The sequence below is a fragment of the Deinococcus peraridilitoris DSM 19664 genome, from assembly GCF_000317835.1.
GTDB classification, from domain to species: Bacteria; Deinococcota; Deinococci; order Deinococcales; family Deinococcaceae; genus Deinococcus_A; species Deinococcus_A peraridilitoris.
Map to the genome: position 1 here is coordinate 213,471 of NC_019789.1, position 19,412 is coordinate 232,882.

Consider the following 19,412-nt stretch of genomic DNA (forward strand, 5'->3'; position numbering starts at 1 on the left):
CACTCCGCAGAGAAAGAAGGAATTATGCGTAACCGCACCCGGACTGTCCACCTCAGCGTCACGTTGGCTCTTCTTGGCGTCGCCAGCGTCAGCGACGCACAAACCCGCGGCGGCACCCTCAGGGTGGGCGGTCAAGCCGACATTGTCGGCCTCGATCCCCACACTGTCTCAGCGGCGTCCTCTGCCTGGGTGGCCGAACAGATTTACGATTCACTGCTGACCGTCACGCCCAAAGGGGAGCCTGCACCTTCCATCGCGCAGAAATGGAACGTTGCGGGTGACGGCCTCACGTACACCTTTACCTTGCGCCCGAACGTCAAGTTCTCCAACGGGAAAGCCCTGACTTCCAAAGACGTGGTGTACTCGCTCAAACGCATCACCAACCCCAAAACCGCTTCTCCCCGACAGAATGACCTCGGCAAAATCGCCTCCATCACCGCCCCGAACGCCACCACCGTCGTCGTAAAGCTCAAAGAACCCTTCGCACCGTTCCTCACCAAAGTCGGGGGCTCCCTGATGGGCATCATGCCCAGCGGGTACGCCGAAGCCAACGACGTCAACAAGAAACCGCTCGGCTCCGGACCTTTCCAGTACGCCAGCTGGGTGCCAGGAGACGCCGTCACCCTCGAGCGCAATCCCCACTACTGGGAAGCGAACAAACCTCACGTCGACAAACTCGTCTTCAAGGCCCTCAAGGACGACGTCACCCGCATCACCAACATCCAGACCGGCACCATCGACCTGGCCCTCGCGGTTCCACAGAACCAGGTCGATACCCTCAAGAAATCCACCAGCATCCAGCTGGTCGGCGGACCCGGCACCTGGTACGACTATCTCGGCCTGAATCTCGCCAAGAAGCCCTTTGACAACGTCAAGGTCCGTCAGGCCCTTTCGCACGCCATCAACCGTGACGTGATCGTCAAGACCGCGCTGTTCGGCAAGGGCACCACCATCAACTGTGGACCGATTCCCCCTTCACACTGGGCCCACTCGGACTGCAAGGTGCAGGTCGCCAATCAGGCCAAAGCCAAGCAGCTGCTCAGCGAAGCAGGGTTCGCCAAAGGGTTCGACATGACCATCAAGGTCGGCGCGGACTACAAATCTCAGGTCAACATCGCGCAGGCCATTCAGGCGCAGCTCAAGCCGCTCAATATCAATGTGAAGGTCTCACCGATGGAATGGGGTTCGTTCCTCGACGACTTTAACAAAAAGAACTTCGACTCGGTCGTGCTTGGCTGGATCGGCTCCGTCGATCCGGATGACTTCCTGTACTACCAGTTCCGCACCGGCGAGAAATTCAACGCTCAGGGCTTTTCCAACAAGAAAGTCGACCAGTTGCTCGACCAGGGACGCCGCACGGTCGACAAAACCAAACGGCAGGAGATCTACCGGCAAGCCCAGCAGCTCATCGCGGACCAGGTGGGATATGTCTTCTTGCACATCAACGATCAGTACGAAGCCGTGAGGCCGAACGTCCAGGGGTACGTGCACTACTCGACCGGTTCGTTGGAATCGCTGAAAGACACCTGGATCAAGAAATAAAGCTGCGCTGGCATGTTCATCTTCACCTTGAAACGCCTGCTGTCGGTGATTCCCATCCTGCTGGGAATCACCATCGTGGCGTACTTTCTGACGCGCACCATTCCCGGTGACGTCGTGGCCGTGATGCTCGGCACCAACGCCGACCCGGAAGTCGCCGCGCAGCTCAGGCGCAATCTGCGCCTCGACCAGCCGGTCATCATCGGGTACTTCGACTGGCTGGTCAATGTGTTGCAAGGGAATCTGGGTGAATCCATCCGGTCCGGGCTGCCCATCGGGCAGGACCTCGCGGTGCGCTTCGGCCGGACCGCTCAGCTCACCCTCGCAGCGATCATTCTGGCCGTGTCCCTCAGCATTCCCCTGGGTATTCTCGCGGCAGTGCGCCGGAACCGCGCGCCTGACCAGGTCATCAGCATCACCGCCCTGCTCGGCATTTCCGTGCCCGACTTCTGGTTGGGCACGCTGTTGATTCTGGTGTTCGCCCTCAAGCTCGGCTGGCTTCCACCTGCCGGGTACGTCGCCCCGTCGGAGGATCCGTCGCTGTTCCTCAAGCTGCTGATTCTTCCGGCCATCACGCTCGGCTTTCAGGTGATGGGCATCCTGACGCGCTTCACAAGGGGTGCGATGCTTGAAGTCCTCAACCAGGATTTCGTGCGAACCGCACGCGCCAAAGGCGCCGTTGAGCGCAGCGTGCTGTACCGTCACGCGCTGCGCAACGCCCTGATTCCGGTGGTCACCGTCATCGGTCTCAACGTCGGGTTCCTCCTGAGCGGCACCATCATCGTCGAGACCATCTTCGGCTGGCCCGGGGTGGGCAGCCTGGCCATCACCGCCATCAATCAACGCGACTACCCGGTCGTACAGGCCTGCGTGATGCTGTTCGCCTTGACCTTCACCCTGGTGAACCTCATCGTGGATCTGCTGTACGGCCTGATCGACGCCAGGATCCGCTACTCATGACCCCCACCGTACCCGAGCAACGCAGCGAAAGCCGCCGCTTTGTGCGCAAGTACCTGCGCAACCGCGCCTTGATGTTCGGCAGCGTGATCATTCTGATCATGGCACTCTGCGCGGTCCTGGCGCCCTGGCTCGCACCCTACGATCCGGCCGAGCAGTACACCGACCACGCGCTCGAGGGACCTTCCGCTCAGTTTCCGCTGGGCACCGACATGTTCGGCCGTGATCAGCTGAGCCGCATCATTTACGGCACACGGCTTTCCTTCGTCGTCAGCAGCGTCTCGGTGGGCATCGCGTTGCTGCTCGGTACCCTGCTGGGCTTAATCGCCGCCACCACCCGCGGCTGGATCGACAACCTCATCATGCGGGTCATGGACGTGCTGTTCGCTTTTCCGTTCCTGCTGCTGGTCATCGCCATCATGGCCGCCTTCGGCACCAGCCTCGTCAACGCCATGATCGCCATCGGCATCGTGTACACACCGTCATTCGCCCGCGTCACACGCGCCGCCTCGCTGAACGTGATGGAGCAGCTGTACATCGAAGCGAGCCATAGTCTCGGCGCGAACAAGGCCCGTATGATTTTCCGGCATGTCCTTCCCAACATCCAGGGGCCACTGATCATCCAGACGACCCTCTCGCTGGCCTTCGCCATTCTCGCAGAAGCCGCACTGTCCTTTCTCGGGCTGGGTGCGCAGCCGCCCACCCCGTCCTGGGGACTCATGCTCAACGAAGGCCGGGATTTCTTCAACATGGCCGACTGGCTGGCCATCTTTCCCGGCATTGCCATCACGCTGGCCGTGCTGGGATTCAACCTCCTCGGTGATGGTCTGCGTGACCTGCTCGATCCACGGGACCAGAAATGACCCTCCGGTCTGCCGGCACGCCGTCTCACTTTGCAAAGGAATTCGGCTTTGACTGACCTCAACACACTCCATCAAGCCACCCTGCCGTCATTTGTTCCTGACGACCTCTTTGACCTGCAGTTCATCCAGGGTGCACAACTCTCTCCTGACGGTCAGCAGGTCATCTACGCGCTCTCCTCAGTGCAGCGAGATCAGGATTGCCCGGCAGATCTGCACCAGGCTTGCCAGCGTGTCAATCTGTGGCTGCTGTCGGTGGCGACACACGAGGCGCGTCCACTGACGCACGGCTCACACCGCAACTGGGCGGCGCGCTGGGCGCCGGACGGGCGGTGCATCGCGTTTCTCTCCGACCGCACCGGCAAGCCGCAACTGCACCTGATCGCCCCTGATGGAGGCGAAGCGCGGGCGCTGACGCGCCTTCCTGAAGGGGTGAGCAGTCCTCCCGCATGGTCGCCGGACGGTCAGCAGCTGGCGTTCATCGCCCGCAGCACCACCCCGCAGGACCCCGAAAAGCCGTACCGCGTCACCCAGAACACCTACCGCTTCGACGAACTGGGCAACTTGCAAGACCAGTGCCACGATGTGCATGTCATCAGCACCGAGGGCGGCGAAGCGCGCAAACTCACGGAGCACCGCTTGTGCAGCTCTCCCGGCTGGTCAGCGGACGGCCAGCAGATCCTGTTCGTCAGCCGCTTTGAACACGACATCCTGTCAGCGGACCAGGCGGACCTGCGCAGCGTCAGCCTCAGCGGGGAGGAGCGCGCGGTGCTCGACGGTTGGGGAAGCGTACAGACAGCCGCCTTTACCCGGGACGGACACTCGGTCGCTTTCGTCGGCACGCCCAAGGGCCGCCTGATCGGTTCAAAAAGTGATCTGTGGATCATTCCGCTTGCGGGCGGCCATCCCGAATGCCGTACCGGCAGCCTGCACCTCGGGCTGCACGGCAATCTGCAACCCGACATGCCCGCCATGCTGGACAACCCGCCCGAACTTCAGCTGCACCCGGATGGCCACCTGGCGTACTGGGGAGTGCAGGACGGTGGCAGCATTCACCCTTACGAGATTGCCCTGTCCGGCCCTGAGCACTGCACGCCCGTGGTGGCCGGAGAGCGGGCCTGCTGGCCGCTCAGTGTCAGCGATGAGTTTTTGCTGCTGTGCACCAGCACGCTGCACTGCCCAACAGACCTGTCCATCCTGCAACTCGACAACGCCCGCGAAACGCCCCTCACCCACCTCAACCACGACCTGCTGGGCGCGCGCGCCCAGCCTGAAGTCGTTCACCTCGGCTTCCCGGCAGTGGACGGCACACCGCTGGAAGGATGGCTGTTAACACCGCCCGGCGGGAGTGCGCCACATCCCACCGTGCTGTACATTCACGGTGGACCGCACTCCGCTTTCGGGCATATCTTCTCGTTTGACTTTCAGATGCTCACCGGAGCGGGCTACGCGGTGCTGATCATCAACCAGCGCGGTTCGACCGGTTATGGAGACGCCTTCTCCACCCGCATCATCGGCGACTGGGGCAACCTTGATTACCAGGATTTGATGTCCGGCGTGGATTTCGCCATCGCGCAAGGTCACACGGATGCGCAGCAACTGGGATGCTGTGGTCTCTCGGGTGGTGGGAACCTCAGCTGCTGGATTGTCGGTCAGACGACCCGCTTCAAGGCTGCCGTTCCGGAGAATCCCGTGACGAACTGGACGAGTTTTTTTGGGGTGAGCGACATTCCCTGGTTCGCCGTGCGGCAGATGGGCGGTTTACCACACGAAATTCCCGAGGTGTACCACAAGTCTTCTCCGCTTACCTACGCACACCGCTGCACCACACCCACCCTGTTGATTCAAGGTGAGGAAGACCGACGTTGCCCACCCGAGCAAAGCGAGCAGTTCTACACCGCGCTCAAGGCCGTTGGTTGCCCGGTCGAGATGGTCCGCCTGCCGAAAAGCGCACACGCGGGCTCGCTCAAGGGACCGCTGTGGGTCCGGCAGGCGCAGAATGAAGCGCTGCTGGGCTGGATGCAGCGCTTTGTCACCCGCACCCCACGTGATGACGACCGACGATCAGCCTCTGCGCCGAATTGAGCTTCGGCGGTTCCCTGATTCTGAGCGCGCCCCGATTGTCTCTGTCCCAACTCAATCCAGCCAAGCTGGTCTGCTTTCCTCACCGGAGCTTTCACGACGAACACCACCATGACCCTCGAAGAACAAGTGATTTCCTGGCGCAGGTTCTGAACGACGAATACTGAAATTCGACGAGCGGCCACGCATCCTTCCCGGGTATGCACTACCCAACGGGGTATTCAGGCATGTGTTTCCACTCGCGTAAGCGGCAGCTTTGCGCTTCCCGGATCGCTTCGCGTACCTCGCGTGCGTTATTCGAGATGACCCTGACCTGGAGCAACTCATCACGACGCTGCAATCCACACCTCACTGCAAAGCGTTGCGAATCCTTCCTTGGAGCGAGCAGGGCTTCGCAGAATTTACACGCGGTACGGGTGCGCCCATCTCCGCCGCCGCGCAGCCACAACGACTTCCGGTGTTCGTGCTGCTGCCCGGGCGTACCAGCGCATCTCGGATCGGCACGACCTGCGCTCGGTGCTGGCTGCAGGGGCCCGTGCACCCTTCCGAGGGAACCCTGAATCAGCTGTTGAAGATGTACGCGTTCACGAAGGGATTGCTGAACTTTCCTTGCGGATCGTAAGACCGCAGGAGTCGCTGGAAGTCCTGCCGTTTTTCGTACAGGGTGTGCAGTCGCTCGGGGGGCATCCTGAACAGCTTGCCCCAGTGTGGCCGGGCATTGAACGGCGCCAGTTGCGCTTCGACGAGGAGCAGGACTTCACGGACCCTCGTCCAGTCAGGCTGCCACGTGAAGTGAATGCCGATACTGTCCTGCTGATAACAGGGGCTCATCCACAAGTCGTCCGCAGCGACGGTGCGGATCTCGGACACCAGCAACACCGGCGCGAGCACTTCTCGCAGGGTGAACACGGCCTGCAGGGCTTCCACTGCTCGTGATCGCGGCACGAAGTACTCACTCTGCAATTCCGAGCCGACGCTGGGAGTGTGCTCAAGGCGGAAATGAGGCAGGCGTTCATGCCACGGACCGGAAACGCCCAATTGCGGCGTGCAGTTGACAGCAGACATGGCTGGAATCGGATGAAGCTCTTTCGTGGCGGCCGTCGCGCCGAACCAGACCGCGGGAGTCGTGAAAATGACGTCACCCGCGAGCCGGCGTTTGAGCCAGACCTGATGGAAGCGCTGGTGCTGCCAGTCCGTGAACAAGCTGACGCTGTCCGCACCTCCCGTAATGGCGTCGAAGTGCTCTGCCAGTTGCGCCAACCGTAAATTCTCGTAGACGTCCTGCTGTACCGCGTAAGCAGGGAGCACCTCGAGGGTCAGTCTGGTGATGACACCCAGAGCACCCAGCGCGACGACCATTCCCGCGAAATGTTCACGGTGCGAGGTGCGAGAAGCCACCATGACCGCGCCCTCGGCGTTGATGAATTCGATGGCCGTGACGGCCGTGGCGAGATTGCCATGCCGATCACCCGAACCGTGCGTCGCGGTCGTGCAGGCACCCACCACGGAAATGTGCGGAAGCGACGCCAGATTATGAAGGGCGAAGCCGTGGTGATGCAAGAAGCTGCACAGCTCACCGTACCGGACCCCTGCTTCCACGGTGACCGTCCGCTGCGCGGTGTCCAGCTCGACGATCCGGTCAAAATGCTCGAGGGTCAGCAGATCGCTCGGGGTGTCAGCAAGATCGTTGAACGAATGACGTGTTGCGAGTACGCGGAGGTGACTGGAGCGACGGATGATCTCCTGAAGCTCCGCGGTGGTTTCCGGTGCGTGCCAGCGTGCTGCTTGGTAGGTATAGTTGCCCGCCCAGTTCCGTGAATGCTTCATCGTCGTCAAGTGTATTCCGGCGGTGTTCGATCCAGGCAGCCTGGACCCACAGAAACACACCCAGTCTGGTCAGCTGTCACTTCAGGCCTACTGCCACGTTGTGGAGAGGCCGGGTCACTTGCTCCGGGCAGGCGCGACACGCGGGTGTGTCCGCACACTTGTGTTCGTCCTACCGGCGCCTCCTGAGATCCCTCGACATTCTGAGGAGCCACACCGCCAGGATCAATGCCAGCACTGTCAGGGCCAGCATGGCGTTCGGGAGAACGCGCTCACCAAACGCGGCCACAGCCTGACCGATCAACGCCGGAAACAGCGCGCCGCCGAGCAAAGCGCCGGCAACCATCAGCGCCGTTCCACCTCGGGCCGCCGGCAAAGTGCGTGCCAACCAGGTGAAGGTGTTGGGGAAGAGCAGCGCCACCGATCCTCCCAGCATGGCGAGCATGTACGGTGCGAGCGCCGGCATCTGGGCGAGCAGCAGGAGAACCGCGGCCAGTGTGAGCGACGCTGTCACCAAAGTGGACGACGACAGGCGCAGGCTCAGCGGTACCGCGGCCAGACGCGCCGCGGTGAACGCCAGATAGAACAGCGAGGTGAAACTCGCAGCCGTCGCCGGGGTATGCCCCAAAGCCACCAGGTAGGTGGCGTTCCATCCGCTGCTGCTCGCTTCGAGGCCCACGCCCAATGCCAACAGCACCAGAAAACCCACCAGCAGGCTTCTTCCCTGGTCGATTGAAGCTTCTTGCCTGGCAGCGGGTACAGGGAGCCGGTCATCGAGGGAGAACGCGAAGGGGGCGAGCAGCCCAGCTCCCAGTGCAACGATAAAAAAGGGCCCACTGACGTTCCCGCCGGCCCTTCCGACCAGCAGGGGACCCAGAATGGCACCCATCCCAAACACGGCGTTGAGGAGATTGACCATCGCCGCACTGCGCTGTCCGAAGCTCACCGCGAACAGGCTGTTGAGTCCGACCGTCAGGACGCCGTACCCCATCCCAACCGTCAGCGCGCCGAGCAAAGCCACGGGCCACACGGTCGTCAACGCCAACGTCAGGGCTCCCACCGCCAGCAGGACGACGGCCGCGCCGGTCCTGTAACGCCCCGCGGGGTGAGCGGTAAGCGGTATGGTACCGAGCACTCCAGCGAGCGCGCCGAGGCCATGCGCGCTGATGACCAGCCCCACCGTACTTACGGGCAGACCGAAATGTTGACTGAAACCGGGAAGGGAGGGACCGTACAGGGCCTGCACGCCGCCCATCAGTACGAAGGCGAGCGCACCGATGACAGCCGCCGAAGCGGGAACGACCTTGTGGGTCACGTCAGCGGGCATGCAGGAGCACCACGCCGCCCCCCTCAGCTTGCGAATCAACGCTTGCCGGGCCCGTCCCTGCGCGTTCACGACAGGGAGCGAGCCACGGCATGCCGGCGGGCAGGTCGCTTGGCACCAACGGTCGTCCAGTGAAACTCAGGGTGATCATGACGGTTTCACCCCGGAATTCTCGCAGATCTGCGAAGGTGTCATGCGCACCCCGCGGATGACCGAGTCTGGAAGTGCAGATCACCTGACGTCCGGTATGACACAGTGGCAAATCTCAAGGTTGGCGCGTCGTCACTCCGGCAAACGACTTGTTCCTCCCGAACCCACCCGCGACGAGCTTTAACGCGAGCACTGGCGCGCCAGGCTGCGGCCACACAGGCCCTATTTCAGCTGCTGCGGAAGGTGTCAGGGTCGAACAGCGGGCGTTGCCCGCGGGCTGCGCGGCGCTCGAGGTGCCCGAGAAGCATGTGCTGCCGCCGGCCCGTCATGACCCGCAGGTTTTCCGGGCGGTGGTCGAGTTTGTCACCGTTGACGTGATGCACGACCTCGCCGGGCCGCAGCGGCCGCCCGAGCACCTGCTCTGCCACAAGCCGGTGCACCCACACGTGCCGTCGTGTTGCTGAAACCCACACACGCTCATACCTTTCGCTCGCCATAAGGATCCTCCCTGATCGCACCTGGTTCGTGTGATGCGAAGGCTGTGTGGCCGCAGTGTCGGGTGGTGGCGGGACTGAACAAGGGTTGAACAAGGGGGAATCGCTGCACGCGTTGAAGCGCGCGGTTGACTTCCATCGCAGTGGGGAGATGCGGGACCGGTCATTCGAGACGTAGAGCAATCGGGCCAATCGCCTGAACCTTGTCGTGGCCACCAATTTCGCCTGGAATACGGTGTACTTGGGGCGGGCCGTCGAGGTGTTGCGGTTGGAGGGCCAGGACGTGCCAGATGAACGACTGGCACACGTCTCGCCGCTCGGCTGGGAGCACATTGGACTGACCGGCGACTACTCCTGGCGCCAGGAGCTGACGCCAAGCCAGGAGACACACAGGACCCTGAGAAGCCGAACGCCTTGACGAGGCATAGAGCCACCGCACGTTGAAACCGTCCCGTTGCCGTTTAGGGCTCCCTGCCACACGCTGAGTTGTCAATTGGTCTCGACGCCGACGCTGGAAAGACTGGAAAGAGAGGAAGGCCGCATGGAATACACGAAACTGGGAAGCACTGGGCTGGACGTCTCCCGAATCTGCCTGGGCTGCATGGGCTTTGGGGACAAGGAACGCTGGATTCACCAGTGGGTGCTGAACGAGGAAGACAGCCGCCCGGTCATTCAGAAAGCCCTGGAGTTGGGCATCAATTTTTTCGACACCGCCAACGTCTACTCGATCGGGCGGAGTGAGGAGATTCTCGGGCGCGCCTTGAAGGACTTCGCCAAGCGCGATGAAGTGGTGATTGCCACCAAGCTGCACGGCAAGATGCATGAAGGACCCAACGGTGGTGGGCTTTCACGCAAAGCCATCCTGAGCGAGATCGACCACAGTCTGAAACGGCTCGGGACGGATTACGTGGACCTCTACCAGATTCACCGTTGGGATGACGCCACGCCCATCGAGGAGACGATGGAAGCACTGCATGACGTGGTGAAAGCGGGAAAAGCCCGCTACATCGGCGCTTCGGCCATGTGGGCCTGGCAGTTCCAGCGGGCGTTGCACGTGGCGGAAAAGCATGGCTGGACGCGCTTTGTTTCCATGCAGAACCATCTGAACCTGATCTACCGCGAAGAGGAACGGGAGATGCTGCCACTCTGCCGCGCGGAGGGCATCGGTGTCATTCCATACAGCCCGTTGGCGTCCGGCAGGCTGACCCGTGACTGGGGCTCGGAACGCACCCTGCGGTCCGAAACGGACACGATAGCGAAAAGCAAGTACGACGCGACCGCAGACACAGATCGTCAAGTTGTGGAGCGCGTCGCTGAACTCGCCCAGAAACATCGGGTGCCGCGCGCTCATATCGCGCTGGCGTGGCTGTTACAGAAGCGGCCGGTGACCGCGCCGATCATCGGGGCGACGAAGATTTCCCACCTGGAGGATGCCGTCGGCGCGTTGTCGGTCAAGCTGGCAGCGGAAGAAGTCGCTTATCTGGAAGAGCCGTACGTGCCGCATCCCATCATCGGTCATCAGTAATGCGGAGCCTGAGGAAGGGCTGACAACCGAGGTGTGCTTGCTCTTGGAAAGAGGGGTAGGGCAGACGCTGCCGCCCTCAGGGCGGATTTTGAGACGATGGGCTGGGTCAGCACCCGCGCTTCCACAAGCAACACGCCTTCGAGTGTGGCGACCATAGAAACGGCTGAGCGTACAAAAACTTCAAAATCTTGTCTTACCCCCAGGTTGAGCGAACGCATTCATGGCGAGACGTCTGCGGAGCGTCTGTGGTACGAGCCGGGCGTCGAGGACCCCGACTCCCGGGTGCGTACCAACGCAACGAGCTGTATGATCCCGCCTGGCAGCCGTGGGACGAGACGGCTCCCCTTACAGCACGGCGCTGATCTCGTCGTCGCCGCACGGACGAACACGTGAAGTCCGCTGCGAGAAGAAGCAGCCTTCCGGTTACCCGAGCACTTCAGAACAGCGGCCCAGCAACGAACTCCGCCATGCCTTGCGCTCGGACGCGCTCGGCACCCCAGCTTCCCTCAGCACGCACCGGACCTTCCCAGTACGCCACGAAGGTCGTACCGGACAGCAGTTCCTGCTCGCGCCTGACGGGATCCACCCGTAAATGGAATTCCGCTGCCTGCAGCTCCCACGACAGCACGTACGACCGACCACTTGGAGCACGCCACGCCTCCAGCGGGACCGCACGCAAGTTCCGCACTTCACGCGCCACGCCCTGCGCGTCCACCCACGAGCCAGCCAGTTGCACCACGTCACCGCGGGCGTTCTTGACCCGGTACACCATCAGGTCCGCTCCGTTGGAGAGCTGCAGACCGAACCAGTCCCAGGTGACGCTGCGTGAAGGCAGCTGGTCCCCCCACTGGTGATCGAACCACGCCTCACCCCGGGCTTCACGTCCATTCACCACTCCGGTCACGTCCAGACGCGTGACGCTCTGGTAGTACATCTGCCCGGTTTCCGGTGTGCCCGAATACCCGGGTGGGTGCAGCACTGCCGGCTTGCGGGGTGTGAGGTTGAGCTGCAATGGTCCGGCATTCAGCGTGTAGCTCTCCGCGTCCTGCTGAAGTTTCCATTCGCCTTGCTGCACCTTGAGCGGTGGGAAAGAGAATTCGCTGGGTCCGCTGGTCTGCTCGGTGAACGTGAGGGTGTTGTTTCGCAGATCCGTGACGGCCACATGGGAGGTGAAGAACGGCACGCCACGGAAGTTCACCTTGAATTGCGCCCAGTGGAACGCCAGTTCGCTTTCAGGCAGGTACCCGGAGACGTACCACCATTCCAGCGGAGCGTTCCGCGGTCCGAAATCACTCGCGGCAGGCAATTGTTGTGGATTGAACGCGACGGCCGGTGGAGCGCAGGCGCACAGCAGCACACCGGTCAGAACAGCCACGGGCAGGAGTGACATGCTTCACCTTACCCGCTGCTCCTCGTGAGGAAAGCAGGCGGCTTCACGTCCCCCTCAACCTTCCGCCAGAAAGGCCCGTGACAGGTAACAACTCCAGAAGTCACGTTAGAAATCGAAGACACATTTGCTGTCCAGGCGAAAGCTTATCCCGGGGCACAGACACTGCTACCGTAGCCGATGCCTTTCGAGTTCCTCTCAGACATGCACCTCGCGCGGTACGGACAATACGCTCCCAACCTCACAGCCCTGGTCCTTGGCGACCCCTTTCACCTCCAAGACGCCGAGCTGGCCAGGCTGAAGCATGACTTCCGGCATGATCACACTCGGCTCGGTTACACCGTCCAGCGCGCCACCCTCCTCCATCTGGGCACCTTCCTTGTCGATCCCACCGCTGTCCCGGACGTTGTCCTCAACGTTCTTGCTCAGCAACTGGGCATCAGCAACCCCAGGCAGGTTCTTCCGCGTTACCTGTCACGACGGCCGACCCGCTTCGATCACCAGGCGAAAATCAAGGATGAACTCGGGTACAAGGACTTCGACCGAACCGAATGGCTGCATCTGACACGCTGGCTCTACTCGACCCTGCGTCTCAGCAGCGAACGCCCCATCGTCCTCTTCGACCACGTCACCAAAAAGCTCGTGCAGCGCAAGATTGTTTTGCCCGGAGCCACCACCCTCGCCAAGCTGATCGTTGCCGTTCGCGAACGTGTCACCCAGCAAACTTTCGTGCAACTCGCCCGTCGGCTTACGCCCGCCCAGCAACGTACGCTCGACGACCTGCTGGTCGTGGCCCACAAAGAACGCTTCTCGCCATACGAAAAACTGCGTGCCGGCCCCACGCTTGTCTCGGGGAAAGGCATCAGGACCGCGCTCGACCGCTTGCAGGCCATCCGCAAGCTTGGCCTCTCGGACATCGACCTGACTGACCTTCCATCTGGGCGGCTGGGTGTGCTGCAACGAGACGGCCTGATCCACTGGACCTCCACACTGTCCCGCATGGCCATGCCACGTCGCTACGCCATCCTGCTGGCGACGTTGCAGCACCTGGAGCTTCACGCCACCGACGACGTGCTCGACATTTTCGATGCTCACATGAACGACCTTGGCCTCAAAGGGGAACGGAAACGCCGCCAGGAACGCCTGCGGTACCTCAAGGACCTCGATGGGGCAGCCCTGCTGTTACGCGACGCAATGCGGGTCGTGCTGAACGAAGAAATCCCTGAAGGGCAGCTTCGGCAGCGCCTCAAAGTCACCTTCGGCGCCGATCAGCTTACGCTGGCCATCGCCCGAGTGACGGAATTGGCCAGTGACGTCAGCGATCAGGACACGGAACGCTGGATGTACGCCCTGCACAGCGTCCGACAGTTCTTCCCCGCCTTGATCGAGGCCGTGAAGTTCGGTGGGACCGCAGGCACGAAACCCTTGCTGGATGCCCTTGAATTCCTGTCAGCTGCTGCTCCAGTATGGTCCCGGGCGCCCCGGTCCTTTGTGCCCAAAGCCTGGGAAACAGTGGTGTTCCCGTTCGGGCAGCGCGACCCGGACAAGCGGGTCTACCAGCTTTGCGTTGCACATGGACTGCACGAAGCACTCAAACGGCGGGAAGTCTTCGTGATCCGCAGCGGGAAGTATGGCGATCCGCGTTCGCAGCTGTTGCAGGGTGAAGCCTGGGACGCCACCAAGAGTGAGGTGCTGCGGGCCCTGGATCTTCCTGACGACCCCAAGGTGTACGTGCAGGCCCTCGCATCCGAAGTGGACGGCACGTATCGGGCGATGCTGGCACGTCTTCCAGACAACGCCTTTGTTCGTGTTGAGCACGACGTGGTCGTGCTCACCCCACTGGATAAAATGCCGGACACCGAGTCCTACCGGTTGTTGGAACGCCAGACAGATGTCCGGTTGCCGGTCATCGACCTGTCCGAGCTGCTGCTGGAAACTAACTCGTTCGCCCCGTTCATCGACGCCATGGTCGAAGCGGTGGACGGCGCGCCGAGACGTGGGGATATTGCCACCAGTATTTGCGCGGTGTTGGTGGCTGAGGCGTGCAATATCGGGCTCAAAGCGGTGGCCCGCTCGAATATTCCAGCGTTGACGTTGGGACGGCTGTCGTTCGTCAAGCAGCACTACGTGCGACTGGACGCACTCCTGAAAGCGAATGCTGTGCTGGTCGGCCTGACGTCACTGTCGGCGGGATAAGTCACGTTAGGAAGGCGGGACACAATTACGGTCAGCTGAAGTGCTCTTGGTACGCTCCGTTGTGCCCGACACCTTCCTCACGCGCGCCCAGCGTGACGCCTACGGCAAATACAACGGCGACCCCACCCCCCAGCAGCTCTACAACTACTTCCGCCTGACCCCAAAAGACCTCGCTGTCATCGCTAACCTCCGCCGTGACCATACCCGGCTGGGTTTCGCCATCCAGCTCTGCACACTCAAATTCCTCGGTACCTTCCTTGAACATCCGGTCGACGTCCCCGCCATTGTCGTTCGCACCCTGGCCCGGCAGCTCGGCCTCAAACATACCAGTGTGCTCAGCCAGTACCTGGATCGCCGCCCAACACGTTTCGAACACCAAGCCCAGATCCGCAAACACCTTCAGTACCGCGAGTTTCAGGGCTACGAAGTGGTTCGCCTTGCCCGCCTGCTGCTCGCCCGTCACCTGATCTCCGACGACAAGCCCGCTCAACTGCTCGACTTCGCCACCCAGCACCTCACTCGCCGACACATGGTGTTGCCCGGCGTCACCACCCTCGAACGCCTGGTCCAGAAAGTCCGGCAGCGCAACGCCACGGCCCTGTCCAGGAAACTCAGCGCCCGACTGAACAACCAGCAAGCCCAATCGCTCGAAGACCTGCTCATCGTTCCAGATGGACAGAAACTCACCCCGCTCGAACGGATGCGGGCTGCTCCGACACGCGTCACCGCTCCCGGTCTGCTGGGCGCCCTCGACCGCCTGCACACCATCCGGGCGCTGGGAGTCAGCCGCATTGATCTCTCGGATCTGCCTGCCTCGCGCATTGCGGTGCTGGCCCGACAAGGTCTGACGCTGTTTGCCTTTTCCATTGCCAACTTCGGACGTGACCGTCGCCTCGCCACCCTACTCGCCTTTACCCAGCATCTGGAACGGCGCGCCACCGATGATGCCCTGGAGCTCTTCGAAGCCTTGATGCAGCAACAGGGCTTGTCCGTCGCACGGAAACGCACGAACGAGCGCCTCCGTACACTGAAAGACCTCGACGCCGCTGCCTTGCTGCTGCGTGACGCCGCACGGCTGATCCTGGACCGCTCCGTTCCCGATGGCCAACTGCGCACAGCGGTCTTCAAGCTGATCGACGAAGGCAAGCTGGCCGAAGCGGTCGGTTCGGTGTCAGAACTCGCCAGCAACGCGGATGACGAAGAGAGTGAAACCTGGCTGCACGCGGCGACCACAGTGGGACGATTCCTGATTCCGCTGGCCGCCACCATCGAGTTCGACGGGGTCGACCGAGACCAGCCTATTTTGGACGCGTTGCGCTTCCTGACCAAAGCCGATGGGGCAAAGCGACGCAACTGGAACAAAGCGCCGCGCACGTTCGTGCCCGCTTCATGGAAGGCCAGTGTGTTCCCAGGGGATGACGTGAACCGCCGCGCGTATGTCCTGTGCGCCGCACGGCAACTGCACCTGGCGCTGAAGCGCCGAAGTATCTTCGCCCCAAAGAGCCTGCGCTTCGGTGATCCCCGTGCCCAGTTGCTGCAAGGCGCCGAGTGGGACGCGGTGAAGGATGACGTCGCCCGTGACCTGGGCTGATCGCTGGAAGCTCAACCGGAACTTGATCGGTTGGCCGGTGAGCTCGATACCGCCTTCAGGACCACTGCTGCTGGGCTGAACGAGAATCCAGCGGTGCGAATCGAACAGGTGGACGGGCAATCCGCGCTGATCCTGACGCCCCTTTCCGCACTTCTGGACGCGCCATCATTGCGTCTGCTGCAAACGCAGGTGGAAGCGCGCCTGCCGGACATCGACATTGCCGAGTTGCTGCTGGAAATGAATGCCTGGACGGGTTGTCTTGACGAGATTGTCCGCGCAGATGGCAAAGAGCCTTCCAGGGGACTGACACTCAGTCTGTGCGCGGTGCTGGTCGCGCAGGCCTGCAATATTGGCTTGAAAGCCGTCATGCGTCCGGATCACCCGGACCTCAATCTGGGGCGGCTATCGTGGGTGCAACAGAACTACCTGCGTGCTGACACGTTGGTGCGAGCCAACGCGAAGCTCGTGGACGCGCAGCTGGACCTGCCCCTGGCCGGCCGCTGGGGTGGTGGGGACGTGGCCAGCGCGGATGGACTGCGCTTCGTAGTGCCGGTCAAGACGATGAACGCTGGGTTCAACCGCAAGTATTTCGGTGCTCAGCGCGGCATCACGTACTACACCTTCGTCAGCGACCAGTTCACGGCTTTTCATGGCATCGTCGTGCCCGGAACGTTGCGCGACTCCCTGCACATCCTGGCTGGCCTGCTGGAACACCAGACCGCCCTGCACCCCAAGGAGCTGATGTCGGACACCGCGGGATACAGCGATATCGTCTTTGGGTTGTTTCACCTGCTGGGTTACCGGTTTTCGCCACGTCTGGCGGATTTGCAGGGTACGCGGTACTGGCGCATGGACCGCGAAGCGGATTATGGCGAGCTTCAGGGGGTAGCACGTCATCACATCAACATGGGTCTGATTGCGCAGGAATGGCCGGATTTACTGCGACTGGCCGCGTCGTTGAAGCTGGGCAAAGTGAAGGCGCCGGACGTGATGCGGGTGCTGTCGAGGGGCAGCAGTCTTTCAGGATTGGGGAAAGCTGTCGCGGAGTTAGGGCGCATCTCGAAGACGCTGTACCTGCTGAATTACCTGTATGACGAAGGCTACCGGCGCCGTATCCAGACGCAGCTGAATCGCGGAGAGAGCCGGCATAGCCTGGCCCGCGCGGTCTTTCACGGTCGGCGTGGGGAGGTACGGGAACGGTATCGGGAGGGGCAGGAAGACGTGCTGGGCGCACTGGGCTTTGTGGTGAACGCGATTGTCTTGTGGAACACCCGGTACACCGCAGCGATCCTGGAGTGGCTGGAGGGCCTTGGTGAGGACGTGATCGAGGAGGACGTTGCACGGTTATCGCCGCTGAAGTTTGCACACGTCAACATGCTGGGCCGGTATCGCTTCGAGGTGCCCGATGACGTTGCAGCGGGGGTGATGCGCCCCTTGCGTGATCCGGATGCCCTGGATGAAATGGGGATGACCTGGACAGCATAGGTGTCAATTGTGTCCCGCCTTCCTAACGTGACTTATCCCGCCGACAGTGACGTCAGGCCTTAAAGGAGATTCATGCGCCAAAACTCATTGTTCACAGTTCTGCCCCTGACCGTCCTGCTCGCCGCCTGCGGAGGACAAACGCCTCCCGCACCGACGGTCAACAGCGTGAGTATCAGCGGCGCAGGCAACGGACCCGTACAAACCGACACCACCCTGCAACTTCAGGCGACCGCCAAAGATGCCAATGGGACGACCATCACAGGCAAAAACGTTGCGTGGGCCTCCAGCAACCCGGCCCTGGTGAGCGTCGATGCAAACGGTAAGATCACTGCACGGCACCTCACGGACCTCACCACTCCCGTGACCATCACCGCGGCGATCGACGGAAAATCCACCACCGTCAACATTGCCACATACGGCCTCGATGCGCGTGGTGGAACAATCAACGACTCGACCAGCCCTAACCTGCGCACGTACATCCGCCTGTTCTTCCGCAATGCCGACGGCACGACCGTCACCACCGACACCCCAGCGGTGATCACTGGTCCTACCGGCTTCAACGCCGGGAATGCTTTGGACAGCAAAATCTTCGCTTCCACCGGAGGCTCCGGGTTGAACGCCAATGCGGTGCCAGTGACCGGTCAGTACAGTGCCACCGCCACCATTGGTGGTAAGGCGTACACCAAGACCTTCAGCATCGACGCCACCAAGACACTCGGCCGCGTCACGAACCCATCGATAACACTGACGAGTACAAGCGTGAGCCTGAATGCTACCGCGCCAAGCGGGGCTGTCTGGGTGGCTGGTGGCGTGTATGACCAGACCACCGGACAAGGCATTGCCGGCACTGGCGTCAGCGGTGAGGCAACCAAATTGCCTTTTACAAGTACCGTCAGTCCGGCTTTGACTCCCGGCACGACCTACAATGCTTTAGTCTTCGCGTACGGGTACGATTCCAGGAACTCCACGCTGGCCAAAAGCCACCTGCTGCCTGAGCAACTGAATATCTCTGTTCAAAGTGCGGGTGCGGTCACCGTTCAATAACACGGCGAAGAACAAAAACGCTCCGTTTGAGTACGGAGCGTTTTCTTATCGCGTTTCAGGACACCATTGTGTACACGAAACTGCCCCGGCATGAAGAAGGAGACCCCGCCAGTTTCTTCCTCGTGGCAGTCTCGTCCGCTTTTCGCTGCGCCCATCATGCCGTGTACCACGCTCGCCTTGGACGTCTGGTGTACCGCTGGCGGTGCGCACTGCGGTTGAGGGTGACGGAACGCGCTGCGAGTGAGGATGGGAGCGTACCGGCGATAGAATTCTCCGGCGTTCATCGGTGGCTCCGTTCGGAACAGCCTTCCTTCCTTTAGACCACTTCCAGGTTTTCGCGATGACGGGTGTTGAATTGAAGCATGAAAAATCCAATGCACCCTCAGGGGTGCAGAAGCACTTGGTAGGCTCAGCGTTCGTTTTCGGGGCGGCATTCTCTCGGAGGCTTTGCCCCCAAAGAAACAGGCCAGCAGGGACTAGGCGACATTGGTGTACGGCTGATGTACCTCATGTTCGGTCGGCACAGCGGCGCAATAAGACCAGTCACGTCGGGAAGGACGCAGCCTTGCGTGACGACCGCACCTGCATCGTGCCAGATCACGAACGTTTTCGACTCTGATATCGTGACGTTCCACTGGCTGCTTGCTTCAGCGGAACTGTAGAAGGCTACGTCGGCTGGGGCCAGCACCGGAATGATGAATTTCTCAACGTCGGGCTGGCGTAGCGTGCTGATGCCGCACCGCACGAGAACCTTGTGAAAGCGCGTTACGCTTTCCGGGCAATTAACTTCATTGAGGACATCCACACCGGTGATGGTCCCCTGGGTGTTCACGGTCTGCGCGGTGGCAACTGACCCCAGGAGTAGCGCTACGAAAACCAGACCTTTGACGTTCATGCCCCCACCTTAAACCACTTTCGACAGAGAGAGTCGAGTACATCTCCAGGTGGGATGAC

Annotated in this window: 14 protein-coding genes and 1 pseudogene; 10 read left to right on the top strand and 5 right to left on the bottom strand. The window is 61.7% G+C overall.

The features are described from left to right. Window positions 1-24 precede the first annotated feature (24 nt). The 4 genes from DEIPE_RS19800 to DEIPE_RS19815 are packed head-to-tail and all read left to right on the top strand — an operon-like array spanning window position 25 to window position 5,441. A complete protein-coding gene (locus tag DEIPE_RS19800) occupies window positions 25-1,542 on the top strand; it encodes an ABC transporter substrate-binding protein (protein WP_015231348.1) in 1,518 nt (505 codons plus the stop codon). Window positions 1,543-1,554: 12 nt separating this feature from the next. Then, window positions 1,555-2,499 carry an ABC transporter permease gene (locus DEIPE_RS19805; protein ID WP_015231349.1) on the top strand — a complete coding sequence of 315 codons (945 nt, stop codon included), beginning with the start codon at window positions 1,555-1,557 and terminating at the stop codon, window positions 2,497-2,499. After that, window positions 2,496-3,359, top strand: coding sequence for an ABC transporter permease (locus tag DEIPE_RS19810; protein ID WP_015231350.1), 864 nt, complete (start codon window positions 2,496-2,498; stop codon window positions 3,357-3,359). The genes DEIPE_RS19805 and DEIPE_RS19810 overlap by 4 nt, the downstream gene beginning before the upstream one ends. Window positions 3,360-3,407: 48 nt before the next feature. Continuing rightward, entirely contained in the window at window positions 3,408-5,441 is a 2,034-nt protein-coding gene (locus DEIPE_RS19815; protein ID WP_015231351.1) for a S9 family peptidase, read from the top strand. Window positions 5,442-5,999: 558 nt separating this feature from the next. Here DEIPE_RS19815 and DEIPE_RS19820 read toward each other — a convergent pair. The 3 genes from DEIPE_RS19820 to DEIPE_RS19835 all read right to left on the bottom strand — a co-directional run bounded on the left by DEIPE_RS19820 (window position 6,000) and on the right by DEIPE_RS19835 (window position 9,233). Continuing rightward, window positions 6,000-7,265, bottom strand: a complete 1,266-nt coding sequence (locus DEIPE_RS19820; protein WP_015231352.1) for a D-arabinono-1,4-lactone oxidase — start codon at window positions 7,263-7,265, stop codon at window positions 6,000-6,002. A gap of 169 nt (window positions 7,266-7,434) precedes the next feature. Continuing rightward, window positions 7,435-8,589: an MFS transporter gene (locus DEIPE_RS19825; RefSeq protein ID WP_015231353.1), complete on the bottom strand. Its 1,155-nt coding sequence runs from the start codon at window positions 8,587-8,589 to the stop codon at window positions 7,435-7,437. 374 nt (window positions 8,590-8,963) lie between these two features. Then, the gene (locus tag DEIPE_RS19835) at window positions 8,964-9,233 is read right to left on the bottom strand and encodes an HNH endonuclease signature motif containing protein (RefSeq protein ID WP_083865911.1); all 270 of its coding nucleotides are present in this window, start codon (window positions 9,231-9,233) and stop codon (window positions 8,964-8,966) included. A gap of 82 nt (window positions 9,234-9,315) precedes the next feature. Here DEIPE_RS19835 and DEIPE_RS25145 point away from each other — a divergent pair. Both DEIPE_RS25145 and DEIPE_RS19845 read left to right on the top strand, forming a co-directional pair. Next, a pseudogene (locus tag DEIPE_RS25145) lies at window positions 9,316-9,648 on the top strand (Tn3 family transposase); the annotation flags it as partial. 123 nt (window positions 9,649-9,771) lie between these two features. Next, window positions 9,772-10,755: an aldo/keto reductase gene (locus tag DEIPE_RS19845; RefSeq protein WP_015231354.1), complete on the top strand. Its 984-nt coding sequence runs from the start codon at window positions 9,772-9,774 to the stop codon at window positions 10,753-10,755. A 436-nt stretch (window positions 10,756-11,191) separates the two neighbouring features. On the opposite strand, the gene DEIPE_RS19850 is transcribed toward DEIPE_RS19845, so the two are convergent. Continuing rightward, window positions 11,192-12,145: a lipocalin family protein gene (locus tag DEIPE_RS19850; RefSeq protein WP_015231355.1), complete on the bottom strand. Its 954-nt coding sequence runs from the start codon at window positions 12,143-12,145 to the stop codon at window positions 11,192-11,194. A 177-nt stretch (window positions 12,146-12,322) separates the two neighbouring features. Between DEIPE_RS19850 and DEIPE_RS19855 the strand changes: the two genes are divergently transcribed. From DEIPE_RS19855 to DEIPE_RS19865, 4 genes are all read left to right on the top strand, one after another. After that, window positions 12,323-14,338, top strand: a complete 2,016-nt coding sequence (locus DEIPE_RS19855; protein WP_015231356.1) for a DUF4158 domain-containing protein — start codon at window positions 12,323-12,325, stop codon at window positions 14,336-14,338. Window positions 14,339-14,399: 61 nt separating this feature from the next. Beyond that, window positions 14,400-15,929 carry a DUF4158 domain-containing protein gene (locus DEIPE_RS25625; protein ID WP_245557680.1) on the top strand — a complete coding sequence of 510 codons (1,530 nt, stop codon included), beginning with the start codon at window positions 14,400-14,402 and terminating at the stop codon, window positions 15,927-15,929. Between the two features lie 30 nt (window positions 15,930-15,959). Continuing rightward, window positions 15,960-17,414 carry a Tn3 family transposase gene (locus DEIPE_RS25630; RefSeq protein WP_245557681.1) on the top strand — a complete coding sequence of 485 codons (1,455 nt, stop codon included), beginning with the start codon at window positions 15,960-15,962 and terminating at the stop codon, window positions 17,412-17,414. 72 nt (window positions 17,415-17,486) lie between these two features. Beyond that, window positions 17,487-18,458: an LPS-assembly lipoprotein LptE gene (locus DEIPE_RS19865; protein WP_041231799.1), complete on the top strand. Its 972-nt coding sequence runs from the start codon at window positions 17,487-17,489 to the stop codon at window positions 18,456-18,458. 409 nt (window positions 18,459-18,867) lie between these two features. Here the strand turns inward: DEIPE_RS19865 and DEIPE_RS19870 are convergent, their stop codons facing one another. Further along, entirely contained in the window at window positions 18,868-19,353 is a 486-nt protein-coding gene (locus DEIPE_RS19870; protein WP_015231357.1) for a hypothetical protein, read from the bottom strand. Between the last annotated feature and the right edge of the window lie 59 nt (window positions 19,354-19,412).